A 25,941-nucleotide genomic window follows, 5' to 3' on the forward strand; every position below is an offset into this window, starting at 1 on the left:
GAGATTTTTCGATGACGGTGTATTTCATCGGCGCGGGCCCCGGCGACCCGGAGCTGATCACGGTGAAGGGCCAGCGTCTCGTGCGCACGTGCCCGGTGATTCTCTACGCAGGCTCGCTCGTGCCGCCGGCCGTGCTCGACGGCCATCGTGCGGAGCAGGTCGTCAATACGGCCGAGCTCGACCTCGATGCGATCGTCGCGCTGCTCGCCGATGCGCACGCGAAAGGCCAGGACGTCGCGCGCGTGCATTCGGGCGATCCGTCGCTGTACGGCGCGATCGGGGAACAGATCCGCCGGTTGAAAGCGCTCGGGATTCCGTATGAAATCGTGCCCGGCGTGACGGCCACGGCCGCGTGCGCGGCGACGCTCGGCGTCGAGCTGACGCTGCCCGGTGTCGCGCAGACGGTGATCCTCACGCGCTTCGCGGGCAAGACGACGATGCCGGAAGGCGAAGCGCTCGGCGCGCTCGCCGCGCATCGCGCGACGCTCGCGATCCATCTCGGCGTGCGGCATCTCGCGCGGATCGTCGACGAAGTGCTGCCGCATTACGGGCCCGCGTGCCCGGTCGCGGTGATCTACCGTGCGAGCTGGCCCGACGAGGAACGCGTGACCGGCACGCTGGCCGACATCGTCGGCAAGGTGCAGGGCACGCGGATCGAGCGCACCGCGCTGATCCTGATCGGGCGCGTGCTCGATGCGGAAGGGTTTGCGGATTCGACGCTATATGCGAGCGGCAGTTGATTGCGCGCGCACGGAACGCGAGGCACTTCGCATTTCGCGGCATCGCGACGACGGGTTTTCTCGCGAGCCGGCCCGCTGATCAACGCCCTCGGTCGAACGGCGCCAACCGTGCAATCCGGCATGACTGAGCAACAACGGGCAACCGCGCGAAGGCCACGATCCGGATCAACGCCTTCACGCGCAGAGTCCGACCCGCGCTAAGCCCGCGCAACACGCCGCGCAAACTGCGGCGCGAACCCCGCCGCCAGCGCGAACAGCACGACGCACAGGCACGCCATCGCGACCCACGCGGGCGACAGATCCGCGAGATGCTGGCGCACGATGCCCGCCGCGAACGGAAACAGCCCAGCGATCAGATAGCCGACACCGTGCACGAACCCCGTCAACGACGCCGCATCGGCCGGTGTCGCCGCATGATCGACCGTGACGATCAGCGACAACGGAAACAGCGCGCCGATACCGGCCCCCATCAGCAGCGCAGCCGGCAACGCAAGTGCCTCCGGCGCGGCCAGCATCACCAGCAGCCCCGCGAGCAGCGACGCGATCGCCGCGTGCAGCGCGGGCCGGCGATCGGGCAGGCGGTCGATCGTCGCCGAGATCGCCAGCCCCGCGACGACTTCGGCGAGCGTTACGCCGCCGAGCAGGCTGCCGGCCGCGGTCGGCGACCAGCCGAGCCGCATGTAGTATGGCGGCAGCCATGCCAGCACGAGGGTATAGGCGCCCGTCGCGATCCCGAAGAACATCGCGAGCCGCCACGCGCGCGGCGAGCGCGACGGCCGCGCCTGCACCATCGACCCCGACGTCGGCCCGGACACCAGCGCATCACCGCCACGGCTGGCCAGCGGCCACGCGAGCGCTGCGACCGCGGCCGGCAGCGCCCAGCCCGCGAGCGCGACCAGCCAGCCCCAGCGGGCCGCGGCCAACGGCGCGACGACGCTCGCGAGCACCGCACCGCCCATGATCGACGTCGAATAGACGCCCATCGCGCCGCCGACCCGCGTCGCGAAATGCGCCTTCACGAATCCCGGCAGCAACGCCTGCACCATCGCGATTCCGAGGCCCGCGCAGCATGCACTCGCGAGCAACAGCCACGCGTGCTGCGCGCCGATTCGCGACGCGCACGCGAAGCCGATCAGCGCGACGCCCAGCCAGACGCCGCCCGTGATCCCCGTCACGCGCTGCAGCCGGCGCGCGCTCAGCGCGCCCAGCCCCATCAGCAGGATCGGGATCGTGGTCAGCAGGCTCGCCGCGCCGTCGCCGATGCCGGTCGCGCGCTGGATCATGTCGAGCAGCGGACCGATCGCGGCCAACGCCGGCCGCAGGTTCAGTCCGACCAGCACGATCGCGGCAAGCCGCCATCCGGGGGAAGTGAAGCGATTCATGGAGTGGCCCTCATTATCGGTGCACGACACCTCCGTCAGAGGGCCGCGCGTTTTCATGTAAAGTATCTCGATATCGAGATAAATGCGGATTTATCTCGACGTCAAGATAACTGGTGAGCCGAGGAGGGTTAATGGATCGAGCCGCGCATGCGCTCGCGCAATGGCGCATCGAGCGTCCGGATCTGGATGCGTCGTCGATGCTCGTGATGGGACGGCTGCAGGAGGCCGCGCTGGTGGTCGCACGCGACGGCCTCAATCCGTTGTTCGCGCGCTACGGGATGCAGCCGGGCGAATTCGACGTGCTGGCGACGCTGCGGCGCAGCGGCGCGCCGTTCGCGCTGACGCCGACTGCGCTGTACGACGCGCTGATGATGTCGTCGGGCGGGATGACCGCGCGCATCGACCGGCTGCAGAAGGCCGGTTGGGTCGAGCGCCGGCCGAACCCGGCCGACGGTCGCGGCACGCTCGTCGCGCTGACCGACGCCGGCCGCGCGCTGATCGACGATGCGGTGGTCGCGCACGTCGACAATCAGCGCGCGATGCTGGCCGCGCTGTCGGAGGCCGAGCAGGCGCAACTTTCGGCGTTGCTGGAAAAGCTGCTGGCGGGATTGGGGGAAGGGGCGTCGGCGTCGGCGTCGGCGTCGGCCAAAAAATAGCGCCGCCGAATCGTCACGTCGAATGAACGCAGCAGGCGGAAAACGAAAACACCGAAAGGAAGCGGAAGAATTGCCCGCCGCGCGATGCGGCGGGCCACGCAGAGCGCGGCCGCAGGGTGCGCCCGCTGCGCGGCTCAGCCGCGTGCCGGGATGTTGAGCCCGCGCGCGACGGCCGGACGCGCGACGAACGCGTCGAGCGCCCGCGCGACATGCTTGAATTCGGCGAAGCCGACCAGGTCGCCCGCTTCGTAGAAGCCGACGAGGTTACGCACCCACGGGAAGATCGCGATGTCGGCGATCGTGTACGTGTCGCCCATCACCCACTTGCGGTTCGCGAGATGCGCGTCGAGCACGGCGAGCAGACGCTTCGATTCGGCGACGTAGCGGTCGCGCGGACGCTTGTCTTCGTAATCGCGGCCCGCGAACTTGTGGAAGAAGCCGACCTGCCCGAACATCGGGCCGATGCCACCCATCTGGAACATCACCCACTGGATCGTCTCGTACCGGCCCGCGGGATCCTTCGGGATCAACTGGCCCGTCTTGTCCGCGAGATAGATCAGGATCGCGCCGGATTCGAACAGCGGCAGCGGCCGGCCGTCAGGGCCGTTCGGATCGATGATCGCGGGGATCTTGTTGTTCGGGTTCAGCGACAGGAATTCGGGCGACAGCTGGTCGTCGGTGTCGAAGCGCACGAGGTGCGGCTCGTACGGCAGGCCGGTTTCCTCGAGCATGATCGACACCTTGACGCCGTTCGGCGTCGGCAGCGAATACAGCTGCAGACGGTCGGGATGCTGGGCAGGCCATTTCTTCGTGATCGGGAAGGCGGACAGATCGGGCATGGAGGTTCGCTCGTCAATGTGGAGGATCCGCGCTCCGCCGTCCTGCCGCGCATCGCTTACCGCCCGTGCCACCGCGGCAGCAACGGGACGAGCACTTCGACAGGCGGGCGGGGCGCGCCGAAAACGCCCACTGTAGCCGATCCCCGCGATCGCTGCAGGCGGCGGCCGCGAGCCGTGCCCGGGCGCCGCCGCACGCGCATCGCGTCGCCGCGTCGTCAGAAGTTGTGCCGCAGCCCGAGCATCGCGGCGGTCGTGCCGACCCCGGGAGCGACCGGCTGCCCGTACACGAGCATCTGGTCCATCGTGCCGCGGTTGTTCACGTGGCCGACCTGCGCATACACCATCGTCCGCTTCGACAGGCTGTAGTCGGCCGTGAGCACGACGGCCGTCGACCGGTTCTCGGCGCGGTTGCGGTCCTTCAGGTAGTACAAGGCCGAGGCGACCTGCAGCGCGGGCGTGAAGCGATAGCCGATGCCGGCCGACAGCATGTCGAGGTTCACCTTGTCCGCATGCGACGGATTCCGGCCGTTGCCGTACGACGCCGACACCGAGAAATCGCGGATCGTGTATCTCGCGCCGAAGTAGACGAAGCGGTTGTTGTCGACGCCGGTCGGCGCGACACCCGGCGCCGGATTCGTGTCGTGGCCGTTGTAGTACACGGCCGACGCATTGAGCCCGTCGTTCGAATACCGCAGCACGACCGACTCGCGCGTGCCGCCCTGGAACTGCCCGGCGACGCCGCCGGGCGCGTATTCGAGCGCGATCGATGCGCCCGCGAACGTCGGCGACTGATAGACGAGCGCGTTGCTGTCGTACAGCGCGCCGATCGCGCCGTTGGTGCTCGTCCCGGGCCAGCCGGCCGCGGTGTTCAGGCCGAGCCACGCGGTCAGCACGCTGCCGAAGAACTGCGCGTTGCGCACGTCGGTGTCGGCCATCGCGTAGATCATCGGCACGATCTGGCGGCCGGCCGTGAATGTGCCGAACGGCCCCGACACGCCGAGCGACGCAACCTGGTTGAAGATCGCGGTGGCGCCCGGCGTGTCGCTCAGCTGCATCCTGCCGGTGCCGCTGTCGAACGAACCCTGCAGCTTGAAGTTGACCTTGTAGCCGCCGCCCAGGTCCTCGCTGCCCTTGATGCCCCAGAAGCTCGAATAGATGCCGCCGTCCTTCATGCGGAACACCTTGCCGGTGTTCGGCGCATTCGGGCTGAACGACGCGGCCGACGTGCTCTGGTACAGCAGGCCCGTGTCGACCACGCCGTACAGCGTGACGGAGGATTGCGCATGCGCGAGCGCCGAACAGCCGGCAAGCGCCGCGAGCGCGGCCAGTTTCGTCTTCATCGAAGTCTCCAGGATCGTAATGGACCGCACGGGATCGAGCCCGGGCGGGTGAAGCGGGGGAAGCATCGAGGCAGGCGGGAAGGCGCATGATGCGACGCCGGTGCGAGCCGTGCGGAAAGGTTACGCAACGGCGCGCGGCCGCTCCCCCCCATGCGCGGGGGGCAGGGTTGCGGAGAATCGAAGGGCGGCCGGCAGCGAGGCTGCTGTCAACGGCAGGGCCAGGCCGCTACAGAGGTGGTCAGGCGGCGTTCAAGGCGCGCTTTCGAGCAATCCGAGCACCAGCGCGCGGCGCACCGCGTGCTTGCGCGAGCTGGCGTCGAGCTTGCCGAACAGGTTCTTCAGGTGCCACTTCACGGTTTCCTCGCCGACGGCGAGCGCCACCGCGATCTCCTTGTTCGAGAGGTTGCGCGCGAGCAGTTCGAGAATCGCGCGCTCCTTGGGCGTCAGCACGACGCTCGGCACCGCGCGCGGGCTTGCCGGGCTGCGCGGCGCGGGCGGCACGATGCGCGGCTGCGGCTGCGCGGGCCGCACGGGCCCGTTGCCGGCGGGCGCCTCGTCGCCGATGCGGCGCGCCCAGTCGGCGACGGCCGGATGCAAGTCGGCGAGCGTGCGCGTGAGGCCGAACATGTCCGCGAGGTTCATCGCCTCGTCGAGCAGCGCCCGGCCGCCGTGCCCGGACTGGTCGAGCGCGAACGCGCTGAGCGCCATGATCTCGATGCGCTCGCGTCCCATGCTCATCTCGCGCGCCAGCACGGCGGCTTCGTCGAGCGCCGCGCACGCATCGTCCCAGCGGCGCGCGGCCAGCGCGGCGCCCGCGTGCGCCGTCGCCTGCAGCAGCACGACGGGACGCCGCCACAGCGGCCCGTGCGACGGAAACTCGGCCGCGGCGATCGCGTCGATGCGCTCGACGAGCGCATGGCAGGTCGCCTCGCGATAGCGCGCCGCGTGAATGCGCACCTGCTCGGCGAGACTCGCGACCGACAGGCGCGGCAGCCGGCGCGCGACACCCATCGCGTCGAGCACCTCGAGCAAGTCGATCGCGCGATGCTCGACGCCGCGCAGCAGTGCGATGCGCGCGGCGGTGCGATAGCCGAGCAGCACGGTATCGGGCGTGCCCGTGTGTTCGAGCACGTCGAGCCGGTTCGCGAGCAGCGCGGCGGCTTGGTCGACGCGGTCGGCCTCGTACGCGATCGCCGCGCACATCGCCGCGAGCATGCAGGTCAGCGGATGGCGGCGCCCGAGATCGGCTTCCGCGCGCGCCAGTGCCGGCGACAGTGCATCGTCTGCGAGCCGGATCTGGCCTTCGCGCAGGTAGCTCAGGCCCGTGATCAGCTCGCCCCAGCGCGCGACGTAGCCGAACCCGGCCGCCGTCTCGCCGCGCGGCGCGGCCTGCTGGAAGCGGCGCGCCTGCGCCGGTTCGCCGACGATGATCGCGCGCGCCGACAGCCGGTTCGCGTGCATCTGCGCGAGCCACGTCGCCGCCGGCGGCGTGAAGTCGGCCCACGGTTCGAACAGTTCGACGAAGCGATCGATTTCATCGGCGTAATACGCGGCCGCGCTGAGGATCAGCGCGCATTCGTAGCGCATCGCGGCCGGCGTGCCGGGGTCGGCCAGGATGCCCGCGATCTGACGCTGCGCCTCGACATGGCGCTCGCCGAGCGCCAGTGCCCAGGCGACCGCGATCCGCAGCGTCGGGCGCTTGTCGAGTTCCGCGTCGGGCAGCAGCGCGAGCCAGTCGAGCACGTCATTGATGCGGCCCTGCTTGATCGCGTCCTCGAGGCAGCGCTGCGCAAGCGCGTATGCCGTGTCGAACTGGCCGGCCGCATACGCGTGGCGCGCGGCTTCCTCCGTCATCCCGTGCGCGTCGAGCCACGCGGCCGCGCGTGCGTGCAGCGCACTGCGCTCGGCGTCCGGGCTCGCCGCGAGGCGGTCGCGCAACGTATCGCGCACGAGCGGATGCAGCCGGCACCAGTCGGAATCGTCCGACGCGATGAACAGCGGCGTGTCGCGCGCGAGCCGCGCGAGTCGGTCGGGGGCGTTTGCGTCGTCGAGCAGCGCGGCGCACAGCGACGGATGCAGGCGGTCGGCGACGCTCGTGCGCGTGAGGAACGCGGTGTCGTCGGCCGACAAATTCGCGAGCAGCAGCTCGACGAGCCGGTCGCGGGTGCCGTCCATCCGCGCGGCAAGCGCGTCGACGGCCTGTCGCGGATCGGCCGAGCGTGCCATCGCGGCCATCGCGAGCTGCAGCCCGAGCGGCCAGCCGTCGACGCGTTCGAACAGGCGCGCGCACGCGTCGGCGTCGACCCGGTGCGCAAAGCGCGCGCCGACCAGCGCGATCGTCTCGTCGAGCGTGAAGCGCAGCCAGTCGGGGCCCGCGAGCGTGCATTGCCCGCCGGCGAGCAGGTCGCCGGCCGCGTGATCGAGCCCGCGCCGGGCCGCGACGACCACCCGCAGGTTCTGCGGCGCGTTGTGCAGCACATAGGTCAGCGCGTCGAGGCCGGCGGGTGGCAGCCGCTCCGCGTCGTCGACGATCAGCAGCGCGTCGATCGACAGTTGCGCGACTTCGGCCAGCCACGCGGTCAGCCCCTCCAGCGCGCGGGCGGCACCGTCCGGAATCAGGCGCCCGAAGCCGGGCCGCGCGCAACCGGTGCGCACCGCCTGCACGAGCCCCTGCAGCAGGCGCGGTGCGTCGTCGCGCTCGTCGGCGGACAGCCACACGACGGCGCGGCCCAGCGCAAGGGATTCGCGGCGCCATTGGGCGAGCAGCGAGGTCTTGCCGTAGCCGGCCGGCGCCTGCACGAGCGTGACGGGCCGCGCGTCGAACGCCGGCGCGGCAAGGCTCAGCCGCGCACGCGCGAGCAACTGCGCCGGCACGCGCGGCGCGGTCGTCTTCAGCACGAGTTCGGTGGGGGGCGCGTCGGCGCGATCGGGTGGGTGGGCCATCGGGGCAGGAGTGGGAATCCGGCGATGCCGTGCGGGCCAGCGTCCGGGGTGGGCGTGGGGGAAGGATCGACCGAACCGCGTTCGCGCGTCAATCCCCCCCGCGACGAGTGGGGCCGCACCGCCGTCCGGTCGATAGCATGGGTTCCGATGCGTGACGAACGCAACCGACGAATGCAACGAGGAGGGACCATGAACATCGTATCGACCGGCGCGCGACGCAGCGCACCGAGCGCCGGATAAGCGGAGCGGCACGATGTATCGCCATCTGCTCGTGACGGTCGACGGCGTGCCCGGCGGCATCGATGCGATCGGCCATGCGCTCGAACTGGCGCGTGCGGTCGGTGCGCGAGTCACGTTCGTGCTGTCCGCCGCCGCGCCGGACTCGCGTTTATCCGGAGCGCGGATGCCGGAACACGGTGCGAAAGTGGAAGCCGCCGCACGGGCGCAGGGCCTGTCCCATGCGATCGCGGATGCCGGCGACACCTCACCCGCCACGCTCGCCGGCGAGCTCGGCTGCGACCTGATCGGCGTCGCGGCGCTGCCGCATGATTGCGGCGCCGCAGCAGCAGCGCAACGGCGGGTGCTGCTGGCGACGAGCGGCGTACCGGTGCTCGTGTGCCCGGCGCGGCGTGCGCCGGCCGAGGCACGCGTGATGGCCCGCTGTCTCGCGGCACATCGCGCGCTCGGCGAGCGGCTGCAGGCACTGACGATGGCGAGCGAGGACCCGGACGTGGCCAGGCGGCCGACCGCTTACGCGCACGGCCCGCTGGCGGCGCTGGCATCCCTCGCGGCGCTGCAGAACGCGCGCTTCGGCGCGTCCGCCGAAGCACGACTGTTCGCGGCATTGCGCATGCGGGCGGAGAGCACCGCGGCCGAACTCGATGAGCTCGACCGCCAGCGGCGCCGCGATGCGCACGCACTCGACGCGCTGGCGCGGCTCGCCGCCGACGGGTTGCCGTCGGCCGCGTTCGATGGCGCGCTCGCCGACTACGCGCGCGGCGCGTTCGAGCAGATGGGCCGCATGGAAGGCGTGATTTTCCCGGCCGCGCGGCGCTACCTGGGCGACGCCGACTGGAACGAACTGGACACGCCCCCGGCGAGCGGCGCAGCCGCGACGACGCCGGGCGCGGACGAACCCGACGATGCGTGACGCGCATCCGACTGAATATTTAGGGAGAACAAGATGGCACATGCAGTGCGATTCCACGAAACCGGCGGCCCCGACGTGCTGCGCTGGGAAGCGGTCGAAGTCGGCGAGCCGGGCGCCGGGCAGGTTCGCCTGCGGCACGAGGCCGTCGGCCTGAATTTCGCCGACACGTATTTCCGCAGCGGCCTGTACCCGGTTCCGCTGCCGGCGGGCATCGGCGTCGAGGCGGCCGGTGTTGTCGAGGCCGTCGGCCCCGGCGTGACGAACGTCGCCGTCGGCGATCGCGTGACCTACACGGGTTTCCTCAACACGCTCGGCGCGTACAGCACCGAACGGCTGATTCCGGCCGCGCCCCTCGTGAAGCTGCCCGCCGGCATCGCATGCGAAACGGCCGCTGCGATGACGATGCGCGGGCTGACGTCGGCCTACCTGCTGCGCCGCATCCACGCGTTCGCGCCGGGCGACACGATCCTGCTGCATGCGGCCGCGGGCGGCGTCGGGCTGATCGTGTCGCAATGGGCAAAGCTGCTCGGGCTCACGGTGATCGGCACCGTGTCGAGCGAACACAAGGCCGCGGTCGCCCGCGCACACGGCTGCGACCACACGATCGACTACAGCCGCGAAGACGTCGCGAAACGCGTGCGCGAACTGACGGACGGCGTCGGTGTCGACGTCGTGTTCGACAGCGTCGGCCGCGACACCTTCGAAGGCTCGCTCGATTCGCTGAAGCGGCGCGGGCTGATGGTCTGCGTCGGCACCGCGTCGGGCCCGATCCCGCCGTTCGACCCGCAGCGCCTCGCGATGAAGGGCTCGCTGTACCTGACGCGTCCGGCGCTGGCCGACTACATTGCCGATCAGGCCGAGAAGAACGACCTGGCTGGCGAACTGTTCGCGCACGTCGCGGCCGGCCGCATCAAGATCGAGATCAACCAGCGCTATGCGCTGCAGGACGCCGCGCAGGCGCACCGCGATCTCGAATCACGCAAGACGACCGGTTCGTCGGTGTTCATCGTCTGAGGAGACGCGCATGCGAGTCGAACCCCTGACCTGCGCGATCGGCGCGGAACTGCTGGACGTGAGCCTCGCCGACGCCGTGCACGACGACGGCCTGTTCGCCGAGATCCGCGCGCAGCTGCTGCGTCATCGCGTGCTGTTCCTGCGCGACCAGGACATCACGCGCGCCGAGCACGTCGCGTTCGCGCGGCGTTTCGGCGAGCTCGAGGATCATCCGGTCGCCGGCAGCGATCCCGAGCACCCGGGGCTCGTGCGGATCTACAAGTCGCCCGACCAGCCGAACGACCGCTACGAGAATGCGTGGCACAGCGATGCGAGCTGGCGCGTGGCGCCGCCGCTCGGCTGCGTGCTGCGTTGCGTCGAGGGTCCGCCGGTTGGCGGCGACACGATGTGGGCGAACATGGTGCTCGCGTACGAGCGCCTGCCGGAGTACGTGAAGCAGCAGATCGACGACTTGCGCGCGCGCCACAGCATCGAGGCGAGCTTCGGCGCGGCGATGCCGATCGACAAGCGCCTCGCGCTGAAGGCGCAGTACCCGGACGCCGAGCATCCGGTCGTGCGCACGCATCCCGAAACCGGCGAGAAGGTGCTGTACGTGAACGCGTTCACGACGCATTTCACGAACTTCCACACACCCGCTCGCGTGCGTGTCGGGCAGGACGCGAATCCCGGCGCTGGCCAGCTGCTGCAGTACCTGATCAGCCAGGCCTATATCCCCGAATACCAGGTGCGCTGGCGCTGGAAGAAGAACAGCGTCGCGATCTGGGACAACCGCAGCACGCAGCATTACGCGGTGATGGACTACCCGCCGTGCGTGCGCAGGATGGAGCGCGCGGGCATCGTCGGCGACGTGCCGTTCTGAGCGCGCCCGCACCGTAACCGATCCGCAACGACGCAACAACGCGCCGGGCCGTCCGCCCGGCGCGACGGGATACGCACGCCCGTACACCCCGAACACAACGATTCCATCTGGAGGACGACATGCAATTTCTCGACGATTCGCTGCACCCGGAAAACCAGGACAAGGTAGTCATCACGGTCGCGCCGTACGGCCCCGAATGGATGCCCGCGGACTTTCCGGAAGACATTCCGGTGACGATGGACGAGCACGTGCAGAAAGCCGTCGACTGCTACAACGCAGGCGCGACCGTGCTGCACCTGCACGTGCGCGAGCTCGACGGCAAGGGCAGCAAGCGGCTGTCGAAATTCAACGAGCTGCTCGGCCGGCTGCGCGAGGCGGTGCCCGACATGATCCTGCAGGTCGGCGGCTCGATCTCGTTCGCGCCGGAAGGCGACGGCGCGGAAGCGAAATGGCTGTCCGACGACACGCGCCACATGCTCGCCGAGCTGACGCCGAAGCCCGACCAGGTGACGGTCGCGATCAACACCGTGCAGATGAACATCACCGAGCTGATGAACCGCAAGGACATCGCCGGCACGTCGCTGAACGAAGCCGCGTTGTGGGACGCGTACCGCGAGATGACCGTGCCGGCCGGCCCCGGCTGGGTCGACGAGCACCTGCGCCGGCTGCAGGCGGCCGGCATCCAGCCGCATTTCCAGCTCACCGGCATGCACGCGCTGGAAACGCTCGAACGGATCATCCGCCGCGGCGTCTATCGCGGCCCGCTGAACGTCACGTGGGTCGGCATCGGTGGCGGTTTCGACGGCCCGAACCCGTACAACTTCATGGAATTCGTGCGGCGCTGCCCGGACGGCGCGTGCATCACGCTCGAATCGCTGATGAAGAACGTGCTGCCGATCAACACGGTCGCGATGGCGCTGGGGCTGCATCCGCGCTGCGGGATCGAGGACACGATCATCGACCAGAAGGGCAACCGGATGACGTCGGTGCAGCAGGTCGAGCAGTGCGTGCGGATCGCGCGCGAACTCGGCCGCGACATCGCGACCGGCAAGGAGGCGAAGGCGATCTACCGGATCGGCGTGCAGTACGACGGCGTCGACGAGACGCTCGCGCAGCTCGGGATGACGCCGAACCGCCGGCCGGGCCAGGTGAACGTGCCGCTGCGCGCGGCCTGACACACCGCGCATCCGGGTGGCGCGCCAGCGCCGCCCGCCGATCGATGTGGCGCGGCACCCACCCTCGCGCGGTGCGCGAGGCAAGCTCCGACGAACGGGGCGGGGCCGCGCAAGCCGCGCCGGCGCATTGCCGCACCGGTGCCGGAGGAGACACGCATGCTGATTCATCACGTCGAGCCGTCGCTGCAGGACGTGGCGGCCACCGGGCGGCGCGCGCCGGCCTATGCCTGGCTCGTGTTCGGGCTGACCGTCGGTCTGCTGCTGTCGGACTACATGTCGCGGCAGGTGCTCAATGCCGTGTTTCCGCTGCTGAAGCACGCGTGGGGACTGTCGGACACGCAGCTCGGTTCGCTGTCCGGCGTCGTCGCGCTGCTCGTCGGGCTGTTGACGTTTCCGCTGTCGGTGCTCGCCGACCGCTTCGGCCGCGTACGCAGCATCGTGCTGATGGCCGCGCTGTGGAGCGTCGCGACGCTCGGATGCGCGCTGTCGACCAACTACGCCGAAATGCTCGTGGCGCGCGGGCTCGTCGGCCTCGGCGAGGCCGCGTACGGCAGCGTCGGCGTCGCGCTGATCCTCAGCATCTTTCCGGCGCGCCTGCGCGCGACGCTGACCGGCGCGTTCATGGCCGGCGGCGCGTTCGGCTCCGTGTTCGGGATGGCGCTCGGCGGCCTCGTCGGCGCGCATCTCGGCTGGCGCTGGTCGTTCGGCGTGATGGCCGCGCTCGGCATCGTGCTGCTCGTCGCGTATCGCTGCGTCGTGACCGAACGGCGGCTCGCCGCTTATCGCATCGAACCGTGCCGGCGCGACGCCAGCGCGCCGCGCGACCTGCGCGGCAGCGTGCGCGCGCTGATGTCGGGGTTGTTCGCATCCCGTTCGGTGATCTGCGCGTATGTCGGCAGCGGGCTGCACCTGTTCGTGCCCGGCGCGCTGTTCGCCTGGTTGCCGAGCTACCTGAACCGCTATTACGCGATGGCGCCGGACCGCGCCGCCGTGCTTGCGGCCGGCTTCGTGCTGCTGTCGGGCGTCGGGATGGTCGGCTGCGGGATCGTCACCGACCGCGTCGGCAAGACCGACGGCAAGCGCAAGTGGCTGACCGCGATCGCGTATTGCCTGCTGACGGGAGTGTGCCTCGCGGTCGCGTTCCGGCTGCCGCCCGGGCCGCTGCAACTCGCACTGATCTGCGCGGGCATGCTGGTCGGCGCGGGTGCGTCGGGCGCATCGGGCGCGATGGTCGCGAACCTCACGCCGGCCGCGATCCACGCATCGGCGTTCGCAACGCTCACGCTCGCCAACAACCTGCTCGGCATGGCGCCGGGCCCGCTGCTGACGGGGTGGGTCGCCGATCGCACCGGCCTCGTCGGCGCATTGCAATGGATTCCCGCCGTGCCGCTCGCGGCCGCCGTGCTGTTCGCGATCGGACGCGCGAGCTACGCGGCCGATATCGCGCGCGTCGAACGCGAACGGCGCGCGTCACACCTTTCCTGAACCGAACCCTCCCGGAGGCAGCATGACCCTGGCGACCGCGCCCACCATCCTGATCGTGCCCGGCTTGCGCAATCACGTCGAAGATCATTGGCAGACGCATCTGCAACGGCGCCTGCCGAACGCTCGCGCCGTCGCGCCGCTCGAAGCCGACAAGCTGAGCCGCGCCGCGCGCGTCGCGGCGCTCGATGCGGCTTTGGCCGCGATCGACGGCCCCGTGATCCTCGTCGCGCACAGCGCGGGTGTCATGATCGCCGTACATTGGGCGCTGCAGGCCACGCGTGCCATCGATGGCGCGCTGCTCGCCGCGCCGGCCGATCTCGATACGCCGATGCCCGCAGGCTATCCGACACCGGATGCGCTCGACGCGCACGGCTGGACGCCGGTGCCGACCCGGCCGCTGCCGTTTCCGAGCATCGTGGCCGCGAGCCGCAACGATCCGCTCGCGCGATTCGAACGAACGCAGGCGCTGGCGGCGGGATGGGGCAGCCGGCTCGTCGATCTCGGCGAAGTCGGACACCTGAACCCGGCGTCCGGGTACGGCGAGTGGCGGGATGCGGAGCGGCTGATCGGGGAGGTGATCGCGCTCCGTGCGGCCTGAGCGCCGCCTGCAACGCGCCGCGCACGATTTCACACCGGCGCGTCCGTCGGAACCGATTTCGGTTCAGCGTCCGTTGATATACGACGTCCTAACATGCTACCTATCCGTCGCATCGGCCAATAAACAAATCCTCAACAAACGGAAGGTCTTTGTTAGGGAAATTCCCGCCCCGCGCGGGTCGGTTTTTTGTTGACCGACATCGTATAACGCCGTCATGATTTCCCGAAAGAACGGTCCCATCCACCGACCGAAGCGAGGAGACATGAACACCACCACGATCGCGCGCCGTGTCCGCCGGATCGCCCTGGCGCTGGGCCTGACGCTGTCGGCCGCGGCCGCCGTCGCGGCTCCCGTATCGCTGAATGTCGTCGACGTCGCGGGCAACCTGCAGCTCACGCAGAAGGCCATCGAGGCGTTCAAGGAGAAGAACCCGAATCTCGTCTCGAACGTGACGTTCACGAACGCGCCCGCGCCGCAGTTGCCGGGCAAGATCAAGGCGATGCAGGCGGCGGGACGCGCCGACATCGACCTCGTGCTGACGGGCACCGACGCGCTGGCCGCCGGCATCGAGCAGAACCTGTGGCTGAAGCTGCTGCCCGACAACGCGGGCGCGTTTCCCGGCGTGCTCGACAGATACGCGCCCGGCCCGCGCAAGATGCAGGACCTCGCGCAGGGCTTCGGTCTCGAAGTGACCTACATGCCGGCCGGCCCGCTGCTCGAATACAACCCGGCCAAGGTCAGCGATCCGCCGAAGACGCCTGACCAGCTGCTCGCGTGGTGCAAGGCGCATCCGAACAAGCTGATCTACGCGCGCCCGGCGAACTCGGGCCCCGGCCGCACCTTCCTGATGGGGCTGCCGTACGTGCTCGGCGACAAGAACCCGCAGGACCCGATCAATGGCTGGGACAAGACCTGGGCGTTCCTGAAGCAGCTCAACGACTGCGTGCCGTACTACCCGGGCGGCACGTCGGCCGTGATGAAGGAGCTCGGCGAAGGCACGCGCGACATGACGGTGACCGTCACCGGCTGGGACCTCAACCCGCGCGCGCTCGGCATCGTGCCGGCCGAGTTCAGGATCCAGGCATTCGACAACATGACGTGGGTCAACGATGCGCACTTCATGGTGATTCCGAAGGGCGTGGCGAAGGACAAGCTCGACGTGCTGTTCAAGCTGATGAACTTCCTGCTCGAACCGGCGCAGCAGGCGATGACCTACGACGACGGCTACTTCTATCCGGGCCCGGCGGTGAAGGGTGTGACGCTCGAGATGGCGCCCGCGCACAGCCAGGAGGTGATCAGGAAGTTCGGCCGCCCCGAATACGCGAAGCTGCTCGCGGATCGTCCGCACGTGCAGCCGCTCAACGCGCAGGCGATGGTCGCCGCGTTCCAGAAGTGGGACCGCGAGATCGGGTCGCAGAAGTCGAAATGACGCATGAACCCGCGGGCGCCGCGGCGCCCGCGCCGACGGAGTTCGCGTAATGAAGCACAGTTTCGAACGGTTGCGGCTCGACGGCGTGTGCCGCAGCTTCACCAATGCGGAGGGCGCGCAGGTCGCCGCACTGAACGGGCTCGATCTCGACATCAGGCGCGGCGAGTTCATCGCGCTGCTCGGCCCGTCGGGCTGCGGCAAGTCGACCGCGCTGAACTGCATCGCCGGGCTGCAGCCGCTCACGAGCGGCGGCATCTGGCTCGACGACACGCGCATCGACGTGTTGCCGCCCGAGCGCCGCGGCTTCGGCATGGTGTTCCAGAACTACGCGCTGTTTCCGCACATGTCGGTGCTCGAGAACGTCGGCTTCGGGCTGAAGATGCGCGGCGTGCAGAAGCAGGAAGCGCGGCGGCGCGCGCAGCAGGCACTCGAACTCGTGCAGCTCGTCGGCCACGAGGGCAAGCTGCCCGGGCAACTGTCGGGCGGGCAGCAGCAGCGCGTCGCGATCGCGCGCGCGATCGTCATCGAGCCGCCGCTCGTGCTGATGGACGAGCCGCTGTCGAACCTCGACACGAAGCTGCGCATCGAGATGCGTGCCGAGATCCGCCGCATCCACACGCAGCTCGAACGCGCGACGATCTACGTGACGCACGACCAGGACGAAGCGCTGTCGATGGCCGACCGGATCGTCGTGATGAAGGAGGGCGTCGTGCAGCAGGTGGCGTCGCCGAAAGACGTGTACACGCGCCCGCGCACCCTGCACGTCGCACGCTTCATGGGCTATCGCAACGTGCTGCCGTTCACGCTCGAAGGGATGGCCGGCGACTACGTGAACGTCACCGCGGCCGGCGTGCGCATCATCGGTGTGCCGATGGCCGGTTTCGACGGCAAGGACGTCGTGGTCGCGCTGCGCCCCGACGACATCGAGCGTGCGGAAGAGGGCGCCGACAACGCATTCGACGCGACCGTCGAAACGGTCGAATACGGCGGCCGCGACTCACTCATCCGCGTGATCACGCCGTTCGGCCCGATCTGGGCGCGGGTCGCCGGCGAATTCGCCGAGGGCGAGCGGTTGCGGTTGCGCGTGGCGCCGGCGCGCACGCTCGTCTATGCGGCAGACGCGCCATGAACGGCCGCTGCGCCGCGTGCGCGGCAGCGCGCTGCCCGGAGGCCGCATGAGCACGCTCGCGACAGGCGGCGCACCGCGTGACGCGAAGGCGTGGCTCGTCACGCCGGCGATCGCGTTCATCGTCGCGCTGTTCATCTATCCGTTCGCGTACGGCCTCGTGCTGTCGTTCCAGCCGATGAACGGCGGCGGCGCGCTCGCAAACTACGTGCAGTTCTTCACCGACACCGCGATGTGGCCGACCGTGCTCGTCACGCTGAAGCTCGCGGTGCCGGCGACGCTGATCAACGTCGGCATCTCGGTGCCCGTCGCGTTCGCGCTGCGCCGCAACTCGCCGTACCAGAAGCTCGTCACGACGCTGCTCGTGATTCCGGTCACGCTCGGCACGGTGCTCGTCGCCGACGGGATGCTCACGTATTTCGGACCGAACGGCTGGTTTCCGCAGGCGCTTCAGGGGCTGCACCTGTACACGGACGAAGTGCGCCTCACGCACAATTATTGGGGCGTCCTGCTGTCGCTGATCGTGTCGGGCTTTCCGTTCGCGTTCCTGCTGATGCTGTCGTACATCAGCGGCATCGACCCGACGCTCGCGCGCGCCGCGGCCACGCTCGGCGCGAACCCGTGGCAGCAGTTCCGGCGGATCTACCTGCCGCTGCTCGTGCCGGGGCTGACGATGGCCGCGTGCCTGTCGTTCGTGCAGGCGTTCTCGGTATTCCCGTCGGCCGTGCTCCTCGGCGCGCCGGCCGGGCCGACGCGCGTGATCTCGATCGCGGCCGCCGAAGCCGCGTTCGAGAGCTACGACTATTCGCTCGCATCGGCGATCGCGATCGTGATGGGCTTCGTGCAGTTGCTGGTGGTCGCGTCGATGCTCGGCGCGCGCCGCTTCTTCTATACCGGTCCGGTCACGGGGGGCAAGGGCTGATGGCGACCGACAATCATGCGGCGCCGGCGTGGCCGCCGAAGCATAGCCCGCCCGGCGCGCAGCCCGTCAACGCGATGAAGCCGCGGAAACTACGCGACAGCCTCGCCGGCCGCGCGTGGAAGGCGCTCGTATGGGGGCTGATGGCGTTCTTCCTGCTGAACGTGATGCTGCTGATCGCGACCGTCGCGGTGAACTCGGTCGCGACACGCTGGTTCGGCACGCCGCTGCCGCAGGGCTTCACGCTGCACTGGTATGCGAAGGCGTGGGAAGACTTCCAGCTCGCGAGCGTGCTGTGGGTGACCGTCGAAGTCGTCGGCGCGGTCGTGCTGCTGTCGGTCGCGCTCGGCGTGCCGGCCGCCTACGCGCTCGCGCGCGTGCAGTTCCGCGGCAAGCGCTTCGCGCTGCTGGTGTTCCTGCTGCCGCTGATGGTGCCGCCCGTCACGTACGGGATCCCGATGGCGACCGTGATGTACAAGGTCGGGCTCGCGGGCACGCTGCCAGGCGTGATCCTCGCGAACCTCGTGCCGGCGCTGCCGTTCGTGATCCTCGTGATGACGCCGTTCATCGAGCAGATCGATCCGAATCTCGAAGCCGCCGCGCGCATCTTCGGCGCGAACACGTGGCGCTATTTCCGCTACGTTCTGCTGCCGCTGCTGGTGCCCGGCATGCTCGCGGCGGGGCTGCTCGTGCTGGTGCGCACGATCGGGATGTTCGAGCTGACCTTCTTCACCGCGGGCCCCAGCACGCAGACGCTCGTCGTCGCGCTGTATTACGCGGTGTTCTCGACGGGCGTGCGCGCGCCGCAGTCGATCGACGCGATGGCGATGATCTACATGGCCATCACGCTCGTGTGGGTCGTGATCGCGCTGCAGTTCGTGAGCCCGACGCAGCTCGTGAGTCGCGTGAAGCAGGAGCGGCAGTAGGCGCGCACGAAAGCGGCGGGGCAGCGGGGCGTTCGCACCGATCACGCCGTTCACGCCGTCCGTGCAATTGGTTACAAATGGATACCGCGAACGACGCGTGGACGTTGCAGACTACGCGGCATACCGGCTCGGCGATGCGCTCACTGGCATCGCTGCGTGCCGCCCGACGTTCACCCGATTCGCGGAGTTCCATGAAGTTTCCCACGCTGCTGACGCTCGGCTGTGCCGCCACGCTGCTCGCCGCCTGCCACCTGCTCCACGACGGCCCCGGATCGAGCGACGTCGATGCCGCGGTGCGCCGCGCGCTCGAAGCGGAAAACCACGGCGGCTTGAACGCGCTGTTCGGCCAGCCGCTGCCCGTGTCGGCCGACGTGATCTCGGCGAAGCCCGCCGGCGACTGCAGGAAGGCCGGCGAACGCACCTACGCGTGCGACGTCGTGATCACCTGGCGCAACAGCGATTACACGCCGTCGCGCGCGAACCTGACCTTCGTGCAGGCCGCCGACGGTTCGTGGCAGACCTCGGGCGTCGACGCCGCCATCGCGACCGGCGCCGCCAAGTCGCTGATCGACAAGATCGGCAAGGCATGGCCTGGCAATGCGGCCAGCGGCGCGTCGGCACCGCAGTGACGCGCCGGCGACGGGCTTCGTCGCCGCTCCTGCCGAAATGCCGTGCGGAAGATGCGTGTTGCACCGTCGCCTGCCTTCCTTTGAAGGCAACCGTTATCCCGTCTTGTCCGATGCATGAACCCTGCGTAACGGCGAAAAAGGGCGCAAACACGGCCTGCCATCGGTCGAAGCCATCCTCGGTATGCGGACTGGAATATAGGGAAAACCCTTAATTCGAGATATAATCGCGGGCTAGAAGAAAGGTCGAACCATGCCCGAACGTTTCCAATCTCTCGAAAAATTTCTGTTCTCCCTGGTCGTGATGTCCGCGGTCTTCTGCTCCGCATTCCTCGCGTACGAGCGTCACCCCGAGATCAAGATCGCGCTGCACGAAGGCGAAGCGCTGATGCGCGAAAGCGCCAAGTATTCGGTCATCTGCTCGCCGTCCAAGGTCGATCCTTGCGTCGAGATGTCCGCTTACTGAGCCTCGTCTCCCGCTGACGCACCGCGCTGATTCCCGCCGACACGCGCCGGCGGCGCGCATCGCGCCCCCGCGCGCACCGGTTCCGGTCGCGCATCGCCTGAACTGAACCCCGCTTCCCCGATTCACGGATTCCGCTGCGGCGAGCGTCATGCCGCTTCATCACGCCGGTGCGCTCGTTCGCGCATGCGCCGGCACGATGCGCGTGCTGCTCGACAGTCCTCCGCCGAAAGCGGACAGGCGCACGCCGCCCCCCGCCGATTCCGGATAGCCGGCGCCTGTTGCGCTGCGCATAATGGTGCAACGGCGTCGGCCCGCCTGGCGCCTTCGTAGCGTGGCACCGCGACTGTCCCGCGCATCCGCAATCCGACCCGGCGCTTCCCGAATGACGATCCTCTATCGCGGCATGGACCGCGCGGCCCTCGACGCCGCCTACCTGAACACGAAGGCCATTCCCGATTTCCCCGCGGTGCTCGCGTCCTGCCAGGCACGCAGCGCAGCGCTTTACGATGCGACGCCCGGGCAGCGCGACCTGCGTTACGGTGCGCGTCCGGCGCAGCGCTTCGACTGGCTGCGCTGCGGCCGGCCCGACGCGCCGCTGTTCGTGTTCATTCACGGCGGCTACTGGCAGCACTGCGCGAAAGAGGATTTCGCGTACGCGGCCGCCGGGCCGCTCGCACGCGGCTTCGACGTCGTGCTCGCCGAATACACGCTCGCACCGACCGCATCGATGACCGACATCGTCGGCGAGATCGGCGCGTTGCTCGACCATCTCGCGGCCGACCCCGACGGGATCGGCACCGCAGGACGACCGATCCACCTGAGCGGTCACTCGGCCGGCGGCCACCTGACGGCCATGCATCGCGCGCATCCGGCCGTCGTGTCTGCGCTCGCGATCAGCCCGCTCGTCGATCTCGAACCGATCTCGCTGTGCGTGCTCGACGACAAGCTGAAGCTCACCGCGCAAGAGATCACCGCATACAGTCCACTGCTTCACATCGGGCCCGGCGCACCGACCATCGTCGCGGTCGGCGCGGCCGAGCTGCCGGAGCTCGTGCGCCACGCGCACGAATACGCGGACGCATGCGAAGCGGCCGGCGAACGGATCGCACGCGCATGGCTACCCGGCATGCAGCACTTCACGGTGCTCGACGATCTCGCGAAACCGGGGAGCGCGATGCTCGCTGCGTTGCAGGCGGTCGCGCCGCATTGACCGCGCCGTATTGGGTCACCTCGCGTGATTTCGCGCCGCGCGCGGCCGGGTAGGGCCGCCGCATTGCCGCTCATTGCGACGCGCACGGATCCGGGCATCCGGCCGTCGCCGTCAGACCGGCATCGACATCGGGGGCAGGGGCGGCGTCGGCGCCTTGCTGGCGGACCGTATCCGACGCCACTGCCTGCAACCTTGCTGCCATGTCCGGCGCGATGCCGAGCTGCGCTGCCGCTTGCTCCCGCGGGCCAAACGTACGGACGTCGACACCGGCGATCTGCTGAAACAGCACGAGCGCGCTCAGGTAAGCGCCCAGCACGCCCGGATGCAGATAGTCTGGCCGCGAGATCGGCGGGTCGTTCTGCGCGCGCATGCCGTACCACAGCAGCGGTGCGCCGGACGGCGCATACGGGTCGGGATCGGCGACGCCGGTCGTCCACGCGCGCTGCCATGCGCGGCCGACCGGCACGACGGCGGCGATGGACGGATCGCCCCGGCGCGCGCCATCGAACGCATCGCGATATGCGGCGACGAGCGCGGTGAGGCGATCGACGTAGCGCGCGTGAAACCCGACGCTATCCGGCTCGCCCGCCAGCGCTTTCGCGAGATCGGCACGTGGCCAGGTTTCATATAGATAAACACGCGCTTGCGGCGCCGCCGCGCGAATGCCGCGTGCGAGCTTCGCGACGCTCGCACGGAAACCGGCCGGATCGCTGGCGCGGCTGTGCGTGAGCGCGACCGGCAGAGGCTTCGCGCTCAGTTCCTGCAGGACCACCACATCCCACGTGGGCCGGTCGATCACGTCCGATGCGACGCGGTCATGTTTCGCGAGACTCGTCGCCGACATCGCTTCCAGATGAACCTCGAAGTCGAGTCCGGCTTCGGCGGCGAAGCGCGCGAAAATCCCCGGAATCCCGCCCCATGGGCCCGGCTCGCGTTCGGCGCGGGCCCCGGTCTGCCCGAAGTTTTCGTCGACGACCCGCGCGGTGCCGCCAACCTCCTTGCTGCCGGGCCGCATCGCGCCGTACGAACGCACGGGCGTGTAACGGCCGTGCGTGAGGCTGTCGCCGACGAACAGGATGCGTTGCGGCGTGCGCATTGCCGGTACGGGCGACCCGCCCGGCAAGTGCGTGGCTTCCGTGGCCGAGGTGGCCGTCGCCGGCCCGACGACCAGCAACGCCACGACGCACGTCAGTGCGGACCGCAAGATCGGGCAACAGAACGAGGGCATGGCGGGCATCTCAGTCATCGCAGGGTTTCGGAGGACGCGTGGCCGCAGTATTTCACGAAGCGGCACAACGGGGCCGACCACGCATCGCGGGACGCGTACGGTAGACTGCTCGCTGGCTTTTTCCCGCCGCCAATGACACGACCACTCTCGCACGCTCACACGCCATGGACCGAATCGATGCGATGAAGGTGTTCGTCGCCACGCTGGACGAGGGCAGTCTCGCTGGCGCGAGCCGCCGTCTCGGCCGCTCGCCGGCGGCAGTCAGCCGCGCGATCGCGTTTCTCGAGGAGCACACGGGCACCGCGCTGCTGTACCGGACCACCCGGACGATTCGCCTCAGCGAAGCCGGTGAACGCTACGCCGCAGCGTGCCGCCGCATCCTCGCGGATCTCGAGGAAGCGGACATGCTGATCGCCGACGAACGCTCGGCGCCGCGCGGCCTGCTGACGATCACGGCGCCGGTCGCCGCCGGCGAGGACGTGCTGCGCGCGCTCATCGACGAATTCATCGATCGCCATCCGGCCGTGTCGATTCGCCTGCAACTGCTCGACCGTCCCGTCAGCCTGATCGACGAAGGAATCGACGTCGCGCTGCGCATCGCACATCTGGCGGATTCGACGCTCGTCGCGATCCCGGTGGGCGCGGTGCGGCGTGTCGTCGTCGCGTCACCCGACTATCTGGCGAAGCATCCGCCGATCACCGCACCGGCCGATCTCGCACGGCACCGGATCATCTCGATGACGCACTTCGGGCTCGATTCATGGAGCTTCCCGCCGTCGGGCCAGTCGGCGCTGCCGCAGGTGGTCCAGTTCGCGCCGCGCTTCATCGTCAACACGATCCGCGGCGCGCTTGCATCGGCGCTCGCCGGCCACGGCGTCACGCGCCTCTTCTCGTATCACGTCGCCGAGCAGGTTCGGGACGGCGCGCTGCGAATCGTGCTGCGCGACAGCGAACATGCGCCGCTGCCGATTCACGTCGTCACGCCTTACGGACGGCTGTCGGTGCCGAAAGTGCGGACGTTCGTCGATTTCGCCGCGCCACGATTGCGCGAGCACTTCGCACGGCTGGCCGCCATCACCGACGAAGATTGAACCGACATGCGGAAGAATGGCTTCCGCAACGCGTGGATTCTCCCGAAACCCGGTTCAATCTAGACTCCCTTCAACCGTCAGGCGCGTATGCGTCCGCCCAGCGAATGGAGGTCCTTCAATGCAACAAGCGCTTCTCGACCGGCAGAACGCCCCCGCGTTCAACGTGTGGCGCGGCACGGTGTCCGGTGCCAGTGCGAGCCTGATCGGCATCGGTCTGGCACGATTTTCGTATACGCCGCTGCTGCCCGCGATCATCGGCGCGCACTGGTTTCCCGCGTCGACGGCCGCCTATCTGGGTGCGGCCAACCTCGGCGGCTATCTGGCCGGTGCGCTGGTAGCCGGCGCGCTCGCGCGCCGCGCCGGCTCGACCGCCGTGCTGCGCGCGATGATGCTGCTCGCGACGCTTGCGTTCGTCGCGTGCGCGGTGCCCGTGTCGTTCCTGTGGTTCTTCGTCTGGCGCTTTGCGTCCGGCCTGTCCGGCGGCGCCCTGATGGTGCTCGCCGCGCCGGCGATCCTCACGCATGTGCCGCCGGCGCGCCGCGGTTTCGCGAGCGGCGGCATCTTCACGGGAATCGGTCTCGGCATCGCGGCGTCGGGCACGATCGTGCCGATCCTGCTGCGGCAGAGTCTCACCGCGACGTGGCTGGGGCTCGCGATCGTGTCGCTGTTGTTGACCGCCGTCGCGTGGCGCGGCTGGCCGGCTGACGATGCGTCGCCTGCGGCCGTCGCGTCGCCGGCCACGCACGCGCGCAACCACCTCCCGACCGGCAGCCTGCGCGCGCTGTACGTCGAATACGGGCTCAACGCGGTCGGGCTGGTCCCGCACATGATCTTCCTCGTCGACTACGTAGCGCGCGGACTCGACAAGGGCGTGGACGCGGGCGCGCAGTACTGGGTGCTGTACGGTCTCGGTGCGATCGTCGGGCCGCTCGCGTGCGGGCATCTCGCCGATCGAGCGGGATTCGGTCGCGCACTGCGTATTGCATTCGCGATCGAGGCCGTCGCCGTCGTGCTGCCGCTGCTCGGGATGGGGCCCGCCGCGCTGATCGTATCGAGCGTGCTGGTCGGCGCGTTTACGCCCGGCATCGTACCGCTCGCACTCGGCCGCGTGAATGAACTGCTCGCACATCATCCGTCGGTTGCGAAACGCGCATGGCGCAGTGCGACGACCAGCTTCGCGATCATGCAGGCGATGGCTGCCTACGGCCTGTCGTACCTGTTCGCCTCGAGCGGCGGTCGATACGAAACGCTGTTCGCCGTCGGGGCCGCCGCGCTGCTGCTGGCGCTCGCGGTCGACGTCGTCGCATCGGCGAGGGCGCGATGAGCACGACCATCCAGACACCTGACACGGCGCGCGCCGGCCGGTCCGCCGCCAGCTATGCCGAACGGAACGCGCGCTACTGGCAGCGCAATCTCGCCGTGTGCGTGTTCGGCTCGTTCACGACGCTCGTCAGCCTGAGCATGCTGCTGCCGTTCCTGCCGCTGTACGTGCGGCAGCTCGGCGTCGATGCGCAATCGGCCGTGATCGAGTGGTCCGGCGTCGCCTTCGGCGCGACGTTTCTCGGCACCGCAATCACCGCGCCGCTGTGGGGCCGCCTCGCGGATCGCTTTGGCCGCAAACCAATGCTCGTGCGCGCTGCGCTCGGAATGGCCGTCGTGATGTCGCTGATCGGCGTTGCGCACAACGTTCAGGAACTCGTCGCACTGAGGCTCGTCGCCGGGCTCGTCGGCGGCTATGCGTCGGCATCGACCGTGATGGTGGGCACGCAGGCACCGCGCGAACGCGCGGGCTGGGCACTCGGCATCCTGTCGACCGGTGCACTCGCGGGCAACCTCGTCGGGCCGCTCGTCGGCGGCTTGCTGCCGGGCTGGCTCGGCATCCGCGGGACATTTTTCGCGGGTGGGGCGATGATCGCCGTCGCCGCGCTGCTGACGATCCTGCTCGTGAAGGAGGACTTTCACGCGGACACCGACGCACTGACGCGACACGCCCGCGCAACGACCGCGGACACGGCACGGCGCACCGATCTTGCGGCGGTCGCCGCGCTCCTGGTGACGGCAATGATGGTCCTGCTCGCGAACATGTCGATCGAGCCGATCATCACGGTCTATATCGGCGGGCTCGGCGTGGATGGCAGCCACCTCGCGCGCGTCGCCGGCGTCGTGATGGCCTGTTCCGCACTGGGCAGCATGCTGACCGCCGCGCGGCTCGGCGCGCTCGCCGACCGGATCGGCAGCTGGAATGTCATCGTCGGCTGCCTGCTGCTGACCGCGCTCGCAATGGTGCCGCAGGCCTTCGTCTCGCACTGGTGGCAACTCGCGGCACTGCGCGTGCTGATGGGGATGACGCTCGCCGGGCTGCTGCCGTCGATCGGCAAGCTGGTCCGGCAGTCCGTCGACGAGCGCGCGACGGGCCAGATGCTCGGCTACCTGCAATCCGCGCAGTTCGGCGGGCAGGTGATCGGCCCCGTGATCGGCGGACAGATCGGCGTCGCGCTCGGCCTGCATGCGGTGTTCTTCGTGACAGCCGCGCTACTGACGGCCTGCGCGGGGCTCGCCTATCGGGTACGCAGGCGATAGAAGCAAGTTGGGCTGGCGCGCGGGCGGCAGGCCGGCGTAGCATGGGCGCGGTTGCCGGGGGCTGTTTCGCGCACCGTTCGGATGCGCCTCGCGCCGCGCGACGGCCGCGTCATTGCCCGATCGGCCGCCGAGTTCGACACCGCTTTCCCGTGACCGGCT

Annotated in this window: 23 protein-coding genes; 18 read left to right on the top strand and 5 right to left on the bottom strand. The window is 69.4% G+C overall.

The window, feature by feature from the left end; all coding sequences use genetic code 11:
• The first annotated feature begins 11 nt into the window (after window positions 1-11).
• Window positions 12-740 (top strand): precorrin-4 C(11)-methyltransferase, encoded by a 729-nt coding sequence (gene cobM / locus ACT2FV_RS25130; protein WP_124626214.1) that lies wholly within the window; start codon window positions 12-14, stop codon window positions 738-740.
• A gap of 197 nt (window positions 741-937) precedes the next feature.
• On the opposite strand, the gene ACT2FV_RS25135 is transcribed toward cobM, so the two are convergent.
• Window positions 938-2,122 (bottom strand): MFS transporter, encoded by a 1,185-nt coding sequence (locus ACT2FV_RS25135; RefSeq protein ID WP_444505031.1) that lies wholly within the window; start codon window positions 2,120-2,122, stop codon window positions 938-940.
• A gap of 131 nt (window positions 2,123-2,253) precedes the next feature.
• On the opposite strand from ACT2FV_RS25135, the gene ACT2FV_RS25140 reads away from it, so the two are divergent.
• Window positions 2,254-2,778, top strand: a complete 525-nt coding sequence (locus tag ACT2FV_RS25140; protein ID WP_444505032.1) for a MarR family winged helix-turn-helix transcriptional regulator — start codon at window positions 2,254-2,256, stop codon at window positions 2,776-2,778.
• A 134-nt stretch (window positions 2,779-2,912) separates the two neighbouring features.
• Here ACT2FV_RS25140 and ACT2FV_RS25145 read toward each other — a convergent pair whose 3' ends face one another.
• The 3 genes from ACT2FV_RS25145 to ACT2FV_RS25155 all read right to left on the bottom strand — a co-directional run bounded on the left by ACT2FV_RS25145 (window position 2,913) and on the right by ACT2FV_RS25155 (window position 7,900).
• Entirely contained in the window at window positions 2,913-3,617 is a 705-nt protein-coding gene (locus tag ACT2FV_RS25145; protein ID WP_124902431.1) for a glutathione S-transferase N-terminal domain-containing protein, read from the bottom strand.
• A gap of 215 nt (window positions 3,618-3,832) precedes the next feature.
• A complete protein-coding gene (locus ACT2FV_RS25150) occupies window positions 3,833-4,957 on the bottom strand; it encodes a porin (RefSeq protein ID WP_151052489.1) in 1,125 nt (374 codons plus the stop codon).
• A 249-nt stretch (window positions 4,958-5,206) separates the two neighbouring features.
• Entirely contained in the window at window positions 5,207-7,900 is a 2,694-nt protein-coding gene (locus ACT2FV_RS25155) for a LuxR C-terminal-related transcriptional regulator (protein ID WP_444505033.1), read from the bottom strand.
• 253 nt (window positions 7,901-8,153) lie between these two features.
• On the opposite strand from ACT2FV_RS25155, the gene ACT2FV_RS25160 reads away from it, so the two are divergent.
• From ACT2FV_RS25160 to ACT2FV_RS25220, 13 genes are all read left to right on the top strand, one after another.
• Window positions 8,154-9,050 carry a universal stress protein gene (locus ACT2FV_RS25160; protein ID WP_444505034.1) on the top strand — a complete coding sequence of 299 codons (897 nt, stop codon included), beginning with the start codon at window positions 8,154-8,156 and terminating at the stop codon, window positions 9,048-9,050.
• Between the two features lie 33 nt (window positions 9,051-9,083).
• Window positions 9,084-10,064: a quinone oxidoreductase family protein gene (locus tag ACT2FV_RS25165; protein WP_444505035.1), complete on the top strand. Its 981-nt coding sequence runs from the start codon at window positions 9,084-9,086 to the stop codon at window positions 10,062-10,064.
• Between the two features lie 10 nt (window positions 10,065-10,074).
• Entirely contained in the window at window positions 10,075-10,923 is an 849-nt protein-coding gene (locus tag ACT2FV_RS25170) for a TauD/TfdA dioxygenase family protein (protein WP_124902426.1), read from the top strand.
• A 119-nt stretch (window positions 10,924-11,042) separates the two neighbouring features.
• Window positions 11,043-12,098, top strand: a complete 1,056-nt coding sequence (locus ACT2FV_RS25175; RefSeq protein ID WP_124626226.1) for a 3-keto-5-aminohexanoate cleavage protein — start codon at window positions 11,043-11,045, stop codon at window positions 12,096-12,098.
• Window positions 12,099-12,254: 156 nt separating this feature from the next.
• Window positions 12,255-13,583, top strand: coding sequence for an MFS transporter (locus ACT2FV_RS25180; protein WP_444505036.1), 1,329 nt, complete (start codon window positions 12,255-12,257; stop codon window positions 13,581-13,583).
• Between the two features lie 22 nt (window positions 13,584-13,605).
• Window positions 13,606-14,181 (top strand): RBBP9/YdeN family alpha/beta hydrolase, encoded by a 576-nt coding sequence (locus ACT2FV_RS25185; protein WP_444505037.1) that lies wholly within the window; start codon window positions 13,606-13,608, stop codon window positions 14,179-14,181.
• Window positions 14,182-14,443: 262 nt separating this feature from the next.
• Window positions 14,444-15,610 (top strand): ABC transporter substrate-binding protein, encoded by a 1,167-nt coding sequence (locus ACT2FV_RS25190; RefSeq protein WP_059606816.1) that lies wholly within the window; start codon window positions 14,444-14,446, stop codon window positions 15,608-15,610.
• Between the two features lie 49 nt (window positions 15,611-15,659).
• Window positions 15,660-16,739: an ABC transporter ATP-binding protein gene (locus ACT2FV_RS25195; RefSeq protein WP_444505038.1), complete on the top strand. Its 1,080-nt coding sequence runs from the start codon at window positions 15,660-15,662 to the stop codon at window positions 16,737-16,739.
• Between the two features lie 46 nt (window positions 16,740-16,785).
• The gene (locus ACT2FV_RS25200; protein WP_059606956.1) at window positions 16,786-17,658 is read left to right on the top strand and encodes an ABC transporter permease; all 873 of its coding nucleotides are present in this window, start codon (window positions 16,786-16,788) and stop codon (window positions 17,656-17,658) included.
• Complete coding sequence (locus tag ACT2FV_RS25205) at window positions 17,658-18,581, top strand: ABC transporter permease (RefSeq protein ID WP_059606820.1); 924 nt, start codon at window positions 17,658-17,660, stop codon at window positions 18,579-18,581. Before ACT2FV_RS25200 ends, ACT2FV_RS25205 begins: the two co-directional genes overlap by 1 nt.
• Window positions 18,582-18,772: 191 nt before the next feature.
• Window positions 18,773-19,210 (top strand): hypothetical protein, encoded by a 438-nt coding sequence (locus tag ACT2FV_RS25210; RefSeq protein ID WP_124626236.1) that lies wholly within the window; start codon window positions 18,773-18,775, stop codon window positions 19,208-19,210.
• A 250-nt stretch (window positions 19,211-19,460) separates the two neighbouring features.
• Complete coding sequence (locus ACT2FV_RS25215) at window positions 19,461-19,673, top strand: hypothetical protein (protein WP_059606822.1); 213 nt, start codon at window positions 19,461-19,463, stop codon at window positions 19,671-19,673.
• Window positions 19,674-20,055: 382 nt separating this feature from the next.
• The gene (locus ACT2FV_RS25220) at window positions 20,056-20,883 is read left to right on the top strand and encodes an alpha/beta hydrolase (RefSeq protein WP_151048888.1); all 828 of its coding nucleotides are present in this window, start codon (window positions 20,056-20,058) and stop codon (window positions 20,881-20,883) included.
• Window positions 20,884-20,953: 70 nt separating this feature from the next.
• Here ACT2FV_RS25220 and ACT2FV_RS25225 read toward each other — a convergent pair whose 3' ends face one another.
• On the bottom strand, window positions 20,954-21,979 hold the full coding sequence (locus ACT2FV_RS25225) for a hypothetical protein (RefSeq protein WP_444505039.1): 1,026 nt from the start codon (window positions 21,977-21,979) through the stop codon (window positions 20,954-20,956).
• A gap of 296 nt (window positions 21,980-22,275) precedes the next feature.
• On the opposite strand from ACT2FV_RS25225, the gene ACT2FV_RS25230 reads away from it, so the two are divergent.
• The 3 genes from ACT2FV_RS25230 (at window position 22,276) to ACT2FV_RS25240 (ending at window position 25,782) form a co-directional block, all read left to right on the top strand.
• Window positions 22,276-23,202 (top strand): LysR family transcriptional regulator, encoded by a 927-nt coding sequence (locus ACT2FV_RS25230; RefSeq protein ID WP_444505040.1) that lies wholly within the window; start codon window positions 22,276-22,278, stop codon window positions 23,200-23,202.
• A 118-nt stretch (window positions 23,203-23,320) separates the two neighbouring features.
• Window positions 23,321-24,526, top strand: coding sequence for a YbfB/YjiJ family MFS transporter (locus ACT2FV_RS25235; RefSeq protein ID WP_444505041.1), 1,206 nt, complete (start codon window positions 23,321-23,323; stop codon window positions 24,524-24,526).
• Window positions 24,523-25,782, top strand: coding sequence for an MFS transporter (locus ACT2FV_RS25240; protein WP_444505042.1), 1,260 nt, complete (start codon window positions 24,523-24,525; stop codon window positions 25,780-25,782). Before ACT2FV_RS25235 ends, ACT2FV_RS25240 begins: the two co-directional genes overlap by 4 nt.
• Window positions 25,783-25,941: the final 159 nt, after the last annotated feature.

Source organism: Burkholderia sp. PR2 (assembly GCF_052372875.1).
GTDB lineage: Bacteria > Pseudomonadota > Gammaproteobacteria > Burkholderiales > Burkholderiaceae > Burkholderia > Burkholderia diffusa.